The organism is Burkholderia sp. E168m23 (assembly GCF_016586125.1).
GTDB lineage: Bacteria > Pseudomonadota > Gammaproteobacteria > Burkholderiales > Burkholderiaceae > Burkholderia > Burkholderia orbicola.
In genome coordinates, this window is the sequence record NZ_BCPP01000124.1 from 1 (window position 1) to 10754 (window position 10754).

The following is a 10754-nucleotide window of genomic DNA, read 5'->3' on the forward strand; positions in this document are numbered from 1 at the left end:
CACGAACCTGATCGGGATGGGCGTGCTGCCGCTCGAGTTCAAGCCGGGCACCAACCGGACGACGCTCGGCATCGACGGCACCGAGACCTTCGACGTGATCGGCGAGCGCACGCCGCGCGCCGATCTGACGCTCGTGATTCACCGCAAGAACGGCGAGCGCGTCGAGGTGCCGATGACGTGCCGGCTCGATACGGCCGAGGAAGTGTCGATCTACGAGGCGGGCGGCGTGCTGCAGCGTTTCGCGCAGGACTTCCTCGAATCGTCGCAGGCGGCTTGACCGGCGCACACAGGGATTACGCAAACATGGCTCATATTCCTCAAATCAGGATTCCCGCGACCTATATCCGTGGCGGCACCAGCAAGGGCGTGTTCTTCCGGCTGCAGGATCTGCCGGATGCCGCGCAGGCGCCGGGCGCCGCGCGCGACGCGCTGCTGCTGCGCGTGATCGGCAGCCCCGACCCGTACGGCAAGCAGATCGACGGGATGGGCGGCGCGACGTCGTCCACCAGCAAGACGGTGATCGTGTCGAAGAGCACGCGGCCGGGCCACGACGTCGACTACCTGTTCGGTCAGGTCGCGATCGATAAGGCGTTCGTCGACTGGACCGGCAACTGCGGCAACCTGTCGGCGGCGGTTGGCCCGTTCGCGATCAGCGGCGGGTTGGTCGATCCGGCGCGCGTGCCGCGCGACGGCGTCGCGACCGTGCGGATCTGGCAGGCGAACATCGGCAAGACGATCATCGCCCATGTGCCGATCACGAACGGTGCGGTGCAGGAGACGGGCGACTTCGAACTGGACGGCGTCACGTTCCCGGCCGCCGAAGTGCAGCTCGAATTCATGGACCCGGCCGCCGAGGAGGAAGGCGCGGGCGGCTCGATGTTCCCGACCGGCAACCTCGTCGACGACCTGGCCGTGCCGGGTATCGGCACGCTGAAGGCGACGATGATCAACGCGGGCATCCCGACGATCTTCGTCGACGCGGAAGCGATCGGCTACACGGGCACCGAGCTGCAGGACGCGATCAACGGCGACCCGAAGGCGCTCGAGAAGTTCGAGACGATCCGCGCGCACGGCGCGCTGCGCATGGGCCTGATCGACACGCTCGACGAAATCGCGACGCGGCAGCATACGCCGAAGATCGCGTTCGTCGCGAAGCCGGCCGACTACGTCGCGTCGAGCGGCAAGCGCGTGAACGCGGGCGACGTCGACCTGCTGGTGCGCGCGATGTCGATGGGCAAGCTGCACCACGCGATGATGGGCACGGCGGCGGTCGCGATCGGCACGGCCGCGGCGATCCCCGGTACGCTCGTCAATCTCGCGGCGGGCGGCGGCGAACGCAACGCGGTGCGCTTCGGGCATCCGTCGGGCACGCTGCGCGTGGGGGCGGAAGCGCGGCGGGAGAACGGCGAATGGACCGTCACGAAGGCGATCATGAGCCGCAGCGCGCGCGTGCTGATGGAAGGGTGGGTGCGGGTGCCGGGGGATGCGTTCTGATCGTTGCCGTTGGGATCGGCGCGGATGCGGGCCGCTTCGGCCACCCGCGTCGTTTTCGTTAGCCGTGCAGGAAACGGCGCAGCGCGTCGTGGCTGAGGCGGCGCGCCGTTTCCGAGACCCGCGCGCCGGGCACGATGTCGAATCCGTGTACGCCGCCGGGCAGCACGTGCAGTTCGGTCGGCACGCCCGCGCGGAGCAGGCGCTGCGCATAGTCGAGATTTTCGTCGAGGAACAGGTCGAGCGAGCCGATCGACAGGAACGTGGGCGGCAGGCCGTCGAGCCGCGTGGCGCGCGCGGCCGCCGCGTACGGCGACACGCCGTCGATGCCCGGCGCGTGACCGAGCAGCGAGGTCCAGCCGAACCGGTTGTTGGCCGCATGCCAGATGAATTCGCCGGCATGCGGATGCGGCGGGCGCGTGCAGGTGCGATCGTCGAGCATCGGATAGATCAGGTGCTGGAACGCGAGCGGGAATTCGCCGCGGTCGCGGGCCAGCAGCGCCAGCGCGGCGGCCAGTCCGCCGCCCGCGCTTTCGCCCGCCACGCCGATACGCGCGGCGTCGATGCCGAGCGTATCGGCGTGACGGAACACCCATGCGAGCGCCGCGTAGCAGTCTTCGATCGCGCCGGGAAACACCGTTTCCGGCGCGAGGCGATAGTCGATCGAGATCAGCGCGCAGCCGAGGTGTGTGACGAGCAACCGGTGCACCGCTTCGAGCTCCTTCGCCGCGCCGCGCACGTAGCCGCCGCCGTGCATGTGGACGATCGCCGGGAGCGGGCGCGCGTGGCCGTCGGGCAAATAGACGAGGACCGGGACGTCCGGCGCGCCGGCCGGGCCGGGTACCGTGCGGCGTTCGAGCGTGCTGCCGGCCGGATCGGGCGGCGGCAGCGGCAGCACGCGCTGGCGCGACTGTGCGAGGTTGTCGGCGCTGAGCGTGACGGTCGGCCAGGTCTCGAGCAGCGGGCGGATTTCGGGATCGACGAGAGGCAGGGTGTTCAACGCAGGGCTCCATCGTGGAAGTGGGCGGCGCGCCGCGGTCAGAGCACGCTGCGTGCGACGACCCAACGGTGCACCTCGGTCGGGCCTTCGAAGATGCGCATCAGCCGCGCCTCGCTGGCCATCTGCTGCAACGGCATTTCCTTCGTCATGCCCATCGCGCCGAGCGTCTGCATCGCATGATCGATGACGGTCGACGCCATTTCGGTCGCGAACACCTTGACCATCGAGATCTGCGTGCGGGCGTCCTGCCCGGCATCCACGCGCGCGGCCGCTTCGTAAGTCATCAGGCGGCATGCGTGGATCTGCGTGAGCGCGTCGGCGACCCACCACTGGACCGCCTGGCGCTCCGCGAGCGGCACGCCGAAGGTCGTGCGCTGTTTCGCATGGTCGCACAGGAGCGCGACCGCGCGCTCGGCGCGGCCGATGCACCACGCGGCCATCTCCAGCCGCCGGTTCGCGAGCCGCGATTGCATCGGCGCGAAGCCGGCGCCTTCCCGGCCCAGCAGTTGCGCGCCGGGAATGCGGCAGTCTTCCAGCGCGATTTCGTAGGTCGACAGCCCGCCGATCATCGGAATCCTGCGTTCGATGACGAAACCCGGCGTGTCGCGATCGACGATGAACGCCGACATGCCGCCGCGCTTGCCCTTGCTGCGATCGGTCAGCGCCATCACGATCGTCCAGTCGGCTTCGGCCGCGTGGCTGATCCAGATCTTCCGGCCGTTCAGCACCCAGCCGTCGCCGTCGCGCACGGCGGTCGTCGACAGCGCGCCCGGATCGGAGCCGGCGCCCGGCTCGGAGATCGCCATCGCGGCACGCGTGGCGCCGCGTGCGTACGGGTCGAGATAGCGCGCGCGCTGCGCCGCGTCGGCCGCATCGCACAGCATCCGCAGGTTCGGCGAGTCGGGCGGCAGGATGTACGGGGTCACGGTCGTGCCGATCGCCTCGTTCACGCCGACCATCGCGACGGCCGGCAGATCCGAGCCGCCCGCGTCGAGCGGCGCGTCGAGTCCCCACAGGCCGAGTTGCCGGGAGCGTTCGTCGAGGTGCGCACGTTCGTCGGCGAGCAGCCCGAAGCGCTGGCCGTCGGCCTCGCGCGCCATCACCGCCGCTTCGAGCGGAATCAGTTCGTCCTTCACGAAACGCGCGACGAGGTCGCGGATCATCCGGTGTTCGAGTTCGAGTTCGAAATTCATGAGGGTGGTCCGTTCAGGAGAGAAAGAAGGCGCGCCGTCAGCCGGCGTTCGCGTGCGCCGCGCGGGCGCGCAGCGTGCCGAGCAACGCGAGCGCGCCGGCCGCCAGCAGCGCGGCATTGAAATAGAGGCCGCCGCGCATCGATCCGGTGGCCGTGTTGAGCACGCCCATCAGGAACGGGCTCGCGAATCCGCCGATCGCGCCGGTCATCGTGATCGCCGCGATCGCGACCGCCATCGAGCGCTTCGGCAGCGCGAGCCCCGGCAGCACCCAGAACGCGGGCAGTGCCGCGGCGTGCGTGGCGACCGCGATGCACAGCGCGATCATCAGATGCGACGTGCCGGCGCTGCTCGCGAGGCCGGCGAGCGCCGCCGCGCACGCGAGCATCGCGACGGCGCCGTGCTTGCGCCATTCGCGCCGGCGCTCGGTGCGCCAGCCCATCGCGAGCATGCCGACGATGCCGCACAGGTACGGCAGTGCGGACAGCAGTCCGATCTGCATCGCGCCATGCAGGCCGCCGCGATGCAGGATCACGGGCATCCAGAACACGAGCGCGTAGCCGGCGGCCGCGATCGCGAAATTGGCCGCGCACAGCAGCCAGAAATCGCGATGCGCGAGCAACGGCCGCGCCGCGTTCGCGGCCGGCGTATCGGCTTCGGCCTGCGCGTGGGCGGCGCGCAGCGCGGCCTTGTCGGCGTCCGACAGCCAGCGGGCGTCGTCCGGCCGGTCGTCGAGAAAGCGCAGTGCGACGAGGCCGAGCGCGCTGCTCGGCAGCCCTTCGACGACGAACAGCCATTGCCAGCCGCTCAGGCCGCCCACGCCGTCGAAGTACGACAGGATCGCGCCCGACACGGGGCCGGCGATCAACCCCGCGAGATACAGCGCGGTCATGAACAGCGCGAACGCCTTGGCGCGCTGCCGCGGCGGATACCACGCGCCGAGATAGAACAGGATGCCGGGGAAGAAGCCGGCCTCGAACACGCCCAGCAGGAAGCGGCACGCGTAGAACTGCGCGGGCGTCGTGACGAACATCGTCGCGGCCGAGCCGAGGCCCCACAGCACCATGATCCGGGCAATCGTCCGGCGCGCGCCGATTCGCGCGAGCCACGCGTTGCTCGGAATCTCGAACGCCATGTAGCCGATGAAGAAGATGCCCGCGCCGAGCCCGTAGACGGCGTCGGAGAAGTGCAGTTCGGCGGCCATCTGCGCGTGCGCGAAGCCGATGTTGATCCGGTCGATGAACGACAGCGTGTAGCACAGGATCAGGAACGGCAGCAGCCGGCGCGAGATCCGGCGATAGAGCGCCTGCGTCGCGCCGTCGTCGACGGCGGCCGGGTGGGTCGAAAGGGTCGAGGCCATGGGCACTCCGTCAGAAGCGGTGAACGATGCCGAGCGCGAACACCTGCTCGGTGCCGCCCGGTTGCGGCTGCAGGCCGGCGACGACGGTATTGCGGGCGTCGCCGCCGTTCTTCATGTAGAGATAGCGGGCGTAGAGCGAGGTCCGCTTCGACAGCGGATGGTCGTAGCCGACGCCGAGCGCGGTCGCGTCGTTCGCCGAGCCCTTCACGTCGCGGCGCACCACCGACACGAGCACGCGATCGAGCGCACCGACGTTGATCGACGCGCCGACGCTCGCGGTCGAGAACGCGGGCAGGCGCGCGGCCGTGCCGACGCCGTACAGGAACGCGGCGTACAGCTTGACGCGCGCGAACGCGTAGTTGGCCGCGAACACGTAGTGGCGGGTCGTCGACGGGGAGATGACGGGTGCGAGGTTGCCGGCCGACGTATCGCCCTGGAAGCCGGCGCCGACGTACAGCCCGCCGATCCGGTACTGCAGCCCGGCGCCGTAGTTGCGTCCAGCCTGCGTCGAGAGCGCGTTCGGCGTCGGAAAGCCGTACGTGGCCATCACGCGCAGGCCGTTCCAGTCGGGGCTCAGGTACGACGCCGCCTGGTTGAAGCGCGGAATCGGCGGCGTCGTGTTGCTCGTGATCGTGTCCGTCGACGTGGCGAGCAGCGCAAGCGGCGACAGCCGTTCGTTGAGTCCGAACGGATCGCCGTCGTACACGACGTAGAACGCGGGCGTGTATTGCCGGCCGAGCCGCAGGTCGCCGTAGCGCGTGTTCTGCAGCGACACGTACGCCTGCCGGTAGAACAGCGTGCCGCCCTGGAACGATCCGTCGGCCGGCGAGAAACCGCTTTCCAGCACGAATTTCGTCGACGTGCCGCCGCCGAGATCCTCGACGCCCGTCAGGCCGAAGCGGCTCGTCGACGCGCCACCGCCGCTTTGCCGCATGCTCGATAGACTGCCGATGCGATCGAATTCGACGTAGCTGTCGACGATCCCGTACAGCGTGACCGACGACGCGTGCGCCGGCGTGGCGCACAGCACGCACGCGCCGACCAGGAATGCTTTCCGTTGCATGAAGGTGTCTCCGTCCATGTTTTTTGGACGCGCCCGCGTTCTGGGAGCGGTGCGCGCGGGTGCTGCGGTGCGGCGCCGGGCTCAGCGTCCCTTGAACACCGGCTTGCGCTTCTCGAGAAACGCGCGGGCGCCCTCGATCCGGTCCTCGCTGGCGTAGACGTCGGGGCCGACGTCCAGCCGCAGCGCGGCGGCCACCGGCAGCCCCTGGCTGCGCGTCGCGGTTTCCTTGATGCGGCGGATCGTGAGCGGCGCGTTCGCGACGATCGTCTGCGCGAGCTCGCGCACGGTGTCGTCGAGTGCGGCGCCGGGCACGACGCGGTTCAGCAGGCCGGCGCGCTGCGCTTCGTCCGTGTCGAAGCGGCGGCCCGTGAACAGCAGCTCCATCGCGATCGCGTGCGGCAACATGCGCGGCAGCAGCACGCTCGCGAAGTTCGCACCCATGCCGACCCGCGCTTCGGGCAACGCGAAGGTCGCGTGATCGGCGGCGATCCGCAGGTCGCACGCGAGCGCGATTTCGCAGCCGCCGCCGATCGCGTAGCCGTTGATGGCCGCGATGGTCGGCTTGCGCAGCTCCAGGATCAGCTCGTGCACGTTGCGTGCGAGCCCACGCATCGGCTGCATTCCGCGGATCTCGGGGTCGCCGAGATCGACGCCCGCGCTGAACGCGCGTTCGCCCGCGCCGCGGATCACGATGACGCGAATCGACGGGTTGTCGTCGAGCGTGACGAGCTCGTCGCACAGGCGGCGGATCGCGTCGGCGGACAGCGCATTGGCGACGTGCGGGCGATGGATCGTCAGCCACGCGATGCCGTCGGCGTCGTCGCGCAGGATCGACGGGGCATCGTCGCCCGCCGGTGAAGCAAAGCGCGGGGTGGTCATGACGCGCTCCCGGCCACGTCCGCCCGCGTGTCGTGCAGCACGCCAGCCTGCCGCAGCGCGTCGCGGCGCGCCGCGTCGATCCCGAATGCGTCGAGTACGGCGTCGGTGTCGGCGGCGAACGGCTGGGGCGGCCGGCGTATCGCGCCGGGCGTGCGGGACAGCTTGGCGGGGATGCCCGCGCCGGTGTACGTATCGGTGTCGACGAACATCGCGTTGCGCGCCGCCTGCGGATGGCCGAACGCATCGGCCACGGTGTTCACCGGCCCCGTCGCGACGCCGGCGTGCATCAGCCGCTCGACGACCTCGTCCGCCTGCAGTTCGGCGGTCAGCTGGCCGAGCAGCGTGTCGAGCGCCTCGCGATGCGCGACGCGCTGCGCATTGGTCGCGAAGCGTGGATCGCGCGCCAGCTCGGGCACGCCGAGCGCGTCGACGAGCCGCGCGAACGTGCGGTTGTTGCCGGCGCCGGTCGCAACCGGCTTGTCCTTGCACGGATAGACGCCGTACGGCGCGATCGCGCCGTACACGTTGCCGGTCGCGACGGGCACGTCGCCGGTCGCCATCCAGCTCGTGCTGACCGGATGCAGCATCGACAGCGCGGTGCTGAACAGGTCGATGTCGACGTGCTGTCCGAGGCCGGAGCGCGTCCGCTCGACCAGCGCGATCAGGATGGTGGAGACGGCGCTCAGGCCGGCCGCGTAATCGACGACCGGAAACGGCACCTTGAGCGGCATGCCGCCCGGCTCGCCGTTGATCGACATGAAGCCGGCGAGGCCCTGCGCGACCGCGTCGTAGCCCGGAAACCGCGCGAGCGGGCCGTCGGTGCCGTAGCCGGAAATCGAGCAGTGGACGAGGCGCGGAAAGCGTGCGCGCAGGCAGTCTTCGTAGCCGATGCCCCAGCGTTCGAGCGTGCCCTGCTTGAAGTTGTCGATCAGCACGTCGGCCGTTTCGAGCACGCGCAACAGCACGTCGCGTCCGTCGGGATGCGACAGATCGAGCGCGAGATTGCGCTTGTTGCGGTTGAGCCCCCAGTAGTAGCTGGAGATGCCGTTCGGCATCGCGGGCCCCCAGTCGCGCGTTTCGTCGCCCTGCGGCGGTTCGATCTTGATGACGTCCGCGCCGTGGTCGGCGAGCGTCTGCGCGCAGAACGGCCCCGCATAGACGCGGCTCAGGTCCACCACGCGCACGCCTGCGAGTGCGCCTTCGTTGCTGCTGGTCATGACGATGTCTCCTTCGATGTGGATTCGGCGGGCCGGCAGGCCGGCCTGCGCCGGCTGCACGGTCGCGATGCGTCGCGGGTTCAGTCGCGCGCGGCGAACAGCGCGGTGACCGCCGCGCGATGTTCGGGGCTGGCGTGCGCGAACGCCTGGTACGACGCCGACAGGTCGAGCAGCGTGTCGAGGCTTGCGTGGCGGCCTTCGCGCAGCAGCCGCTTGGTCAGCCGCAGCGCGCTGCCCGAATGGCGGGCGATGCGGTCGGCCAGTTCGTGCGCATGCGCGAGGAGGTCGCCGTCAGGCACGACGCGCGACACGAGCCCGCAGCGCAGCGCGGCCTGCGCGTCGAGCGCATCGCCGGTGAACGACATTTCCGCGGCGACCGCGGCGCCGACGATCCGCGGCAGGAACCATGCGCCGCCGTCGCCTGGCACGAGACCGAGCGCGATGAAGCTCTCCGCGAAGCGCGCGCGCTCGGCGGCGATGCGGATGTCGCACATGCATGCGAGATCGGTGCCGGCGCCGATGGCCGCGCCGTTGACCGCCGCGATGGCCGGCACTTCGAGGTGCTCGAACGCATGCGCGAGCCGCTGGATGCCGCGGCGATAGCTGGTCCGGATCGCGGCAGGGTCGTGTGGGCCGGCTTCCACGAATGCGCGCATCGCCTTCACGTTGCCGCCCGACGAGAACGTCGTGCCGGCTCCGGTCAGTATCAGCACGCGGATCGATTCGTCGCGGTTCGCTTCGTCGCAGCATTCGGTCAACGCGTCGATCGCATCGGTGTCCGAAATGGCGTTGCGAGTGTCGGGACGATTCATCGTGACGGTCAGGATCGGGCCCTGCCGTTCACGGATCAAAAAGGCTGCCATGGTGTCTCCGTATGTTCTGTGCCGCGGGACTTCACGTCGCGGGCCGAAGCCTAGTATCGTCACGACGGTCGACGGCGGGAAATTCCGTTCCACATACGTGGAAGGCCCCTGCCGGTCGCTGCGGAGGGGGCGGGATGAGCGGAAACGTGGTCAAGAGCGCGGCGCGCGTATTCGAGGTGCTGGAACTCTTCAGCACCTTGCAGCGGCCGCTGAGCGTGCGCGAGATCGCGACGCGCTGCGGGTATCCGGGGTCGAGCGCGGCGGCGTTGCTCACCAGCATGAAGACGCTCGGCTATCTTGCCTACGACGATGCAACCCATGCGTATGCGCCCACCGCGCGGCTCGTCAATCTCGGCGAAGCGCTGGTCGATTCGGCGGCCGGCAGCCGGCGGCACTGGCATGCGGTCGCGAAGCGACTGGCGGCGCGCACGCACGAGGCGGTCGTGATCGCGGTGCAGAGCGACCTGTACGTGCAGTACATCGACGCGGTCGAGGGCTCGCATTCGATTCCGGTGCAGTTCTATGCGCCGATCGGCACGCGTCGCGAGATCTGCATGTCGGGCCTCGGCTGGGCGTTGCTGAGCATTCAGCCCGACAGCGCGATTCGCCGGCTCGTGTCGCGCAGCATCCGACGGATCGGGAAGTCGGGCAGGACGATCGACGAGGACGTCGTGCTCGACAAGGTCGAACAGACGCGCCGGCTCGGCTATTCGTATTCGGCGCATACCGTGACGCAGGGCGCCGCGATGATCTCGATGGTGATCGCGGACGGCTGGAACGGGCTGCCGTTGGCGATGGGCGTGGCCGGGCCGGTCGAGCGGATCGACCCGCATCGGGACGCGATCGTGCGCGCGATGCGGTCGGCGCTGGCGGAGCGGGCGGGCGACGGGTTGCGCTAGGGCCAGCGCAAGCCCGTCACTAGCGTGAGCAGGCGCTGGTCGCGAAGCCGGTGCGCGCAGGCATTCGCATAGAATCGGAAAGTTTCGCCGCTCCTGTCCCGACTGCAGTTCAGCGAGGTCGCCATGTCATTGAATGCACCGCTTGCCGGTATCCACATCGTCGAATTCGAAGGTCTCGGCCCCGGCCCGCTCGCGGGCTGGATGCTCGCCGGCATGGGTGCGCGCATCACGCTGATCGCGCGCCCGTCCGGCCGCACGAGCGCGCCGGACGCGCTGCGGGCTCGCGACGGCGACTTGTTGCGCGAAGGCAAGACGATCGTCGAACTCGACCTGAAGGCGCCGGCCGGGCGTGACGCCGCGCTCGACCTGATCGCGCAGGCCGATGCGTTGATCGAGGGCTTGCGGCCCGGCGTGATGGAGCGGCTCGGCCTCGGGCCCGACGCTTGCGCGCGCCGCAATCCGAAGTTGGTCTACGGGCGCATGACGGGCTGGGGCCAGGATGGACCGCTCGCGGCCGCGGCCGGGCACGACCTGAACTACGTCGCGCTGACCGGGCTGCTGTCGCTGTCCGCGCCGCGCGACGGCCGGCCGGGCGTGCCGCCGACCGTCGTCGGCGATGCGGGCGGCGCGCTCGGGCTTGCGTTCGGCATCGTCTGCGCGTTGCTCGACGTACGCGGCGGCGGGCCGGGGCGCGTGGTCGACGGCGCGATCGTCGACATCGTGTCGATGCTCGGTTCGCTCGCATTGTGGGCGCGCGCGAACGGGCAGCTCGACGGCGCGCAGCCGAGCCTG

10 protein-coding genes and 1 pseudogene are annotated in these 10754 nt (G+C 70.1%); 4 read left to right on the forward strand and 7 right to left on the reverse strand.

What is annotated here, in order from left to right:
- Together JMF90_RS09295 and prpF are read left to right on the forward strand one after the other, a co-directional pair.
- Window positions 1-277: pseudogene (locus tag JMF90_RS09295) on the forward strand (Fe/S-dependent 2-methylisocitrate dehydratase AcnD); the annotation flags it as partial.
- 26 nt (window positions 278-303) lie between these two features.
- The gene (gene prpF / locus JMF90_RS09300) at window positions 304-1494 is read left to right on the forward strand and encodes a 2-methylaconitate cis-trans isomerase PrpF (protein ID WP_011548913.1); all 1191 of its coding nucleotides are present in this window, start codon (window positions 304-306) and stop codon (window positions 1492-1494) included.
- Window positions 1495-1552: 58 nt separating this feature from the next.
- On the opposite strand, the gene JMF90_RS09305 is transcribed toward prpF, so the two are convergent.
- The 7 genes from JMF90_RS09305 to JMF90_RS09335 all read right to left on the reverse strand — a co-directional run bounded on the left by JMF90_RS09305 (window position 1553) and on the right by JMF90_RS09335 (window position 9063).
- The gene (locus JMF90_RS09305) at window positions 1553-2491 is read right to left on the reverse strand and encodes an alpha/beta hydrolase (RefSeq protein WP_011548914.1); all 939 of its coding nucleotides are present in this window, start codon (window positions 2489-2491) and stop codon (window positions 1553-1555) included.
- Window positions 2492-2529: 38 nt separating this feature from the next.
- A complete protein-coding gene (locus tag JMF90_RS09310; RefSeq protein ID WP_011694885.1) occupies window positions 2530-3684 on the reverse strand; it encodes an acyl-CoA dehydrogenase family protein in 1155 nt (384 codons plus the stop codon).
- Between the two features lie 37 nt (window positions 3685-3721).
- The gene (locus JMF90_RS09315) at window positions 3722-5041 is read right to left on the reverse strand and encodes an MFS transporter (protein ID WP_011548915.1); all 1320 of its coding nucleotides are present in this window, start codon (window positions 5039-5041) and stop codon (window positions 3722-3724) included.
- Between the two features lie 10 nt (window positions 5042-5051).
- Window positions 5052-6104, reverse strand: coding sequence for a porin (locus JMF90_RS09320; RefSeq protein ID WP_011548916.1), 1053 nt, complete (start codon window positions 6102-6104; stop codon window positions 5052-5054).
- Between the two features lie 81 nt (window positions 6105-6185).
- Window positions 6186-6983, reverse strand: a complete 798-nt coding sequence (locus tag JMF90_RS09325) for an enoyl-CoA hydratase/isomerase family protein (protein ID WP_011548917.1) — start codon at window positions 6981-6983, stop codon at window positions 6186-6188.
- Window positions 6980-8200, reverse strand: coding sequence for a CaiB/BaiF CoA-transferase family protein (locus tag JMF90_RS09330; protein WP_011548918.1), 1221 nt, complete (start codon window positions 8198-8200; stop codon window positions 6980-6982). Before JMF90_RS09330 ends, JMF90_RS09325 begins: the two co-directional genes overlap by 4 nt.
- Before the next feature lie 80 nt (window positions 8201-8280).
- Window positions 8281-9063, reverse strand: coding sequence for a crotonase/enoyl-CoA hydratase family protein (locus JMF90_RS09335; protein WP_011548919.1), 783 nt, complete (start codon window positions 9061-9063; stop codon window positions 8281-8283).
- 134 nt (window positions 9064-9197) lie between these two features.
- Here JMF90_RS09335 and JMF90_RS09340 point away from each other — a divergent pair, with 134 nt between their 5' ends.
- Both JMF90_RS09340 and JMF90_RS09345 read left to right on the forward strand, forming a co-directional pair.
- Window positions 9198-9962: an IclR family transcriptional regulator gene (locus JMF90_RS09340; RefSeq protein ID WP_011694884.1), complete on the forward strand. Its 765-nt coding sequence runs from the start codon at window positions 9198-9200 to the stop codon at window positions 9960-9962.
- A gap of 123 nt (window positions 9963-10085) precedes the next feature.
- Window positions 10086-10754 (forward strand): CaiB/BaiF CoA-transferase family protein (locus tag JMF90_RS09345; RefSeq protein ID WP_201325064.1); only part of this gene is annotated, 669 nt, incomplete at its 3' end.

Bases quoted from the DNA above. Each gene is read 5' to 3' on its own strand.
- JMF90_RS09310 (WP_011694885.1), bottom strand. From the start codon at position 3,684: ATGAATTTCGAACTCGAACTCGAACACCGGATGATCCGCGACCTCGTC.
- JMF90_RS09320 (WP_011548916.1), bottom strand. From the start codon at position 6,104: ATGCAACGGAAAGCATTCCTGGTCGGCGCGTGCGTGCTGTGCGCCACG.
- JMF90_RS09340 (WP_011694884.1), top strand. From the start codon at position 9,198: ATGAGCGGAAACGTGGTCAAGAGCGCGGCGCGCGTATTCGAGGTGCTG.
- JMF90_RS09315 (WP_011548915.1), bottom strand. From the start codon at position 5,041: ATGGCCTCGACCCTTTCGACCCACCCGGCCGCCGTCGACGACGGCGCG.
- JMF90_RS09325 (WP_011548917.1), bottom strand. From the start codon at position 6,983: ATGACCACCCCGCGCTTTGCTTCACCGGCGGGCGACGATGCCCCGTCG.
- JMF90_RS09335 (WP_011548919.1), bottom strand. From the start codon at position 9,063: ATGGCAGCCTTTTTGATCCGTGAACGGCAGGGCCCGATCCTGACCGTC.
- prpF (WP_011548913.1), top strand. From the start codon at position 304: ATGGCTCATATTCCTCAAATCAGGATTCCCGCGACCTATATCCGTGGC.
- JMF90_RS09330 (WP_011548918.1), bottom strand. From the start codon at position 8,200: ATGACCAGCAGCAACGAAGGCGCACTCGCAGGCGTGCGCGTGGTGGAC.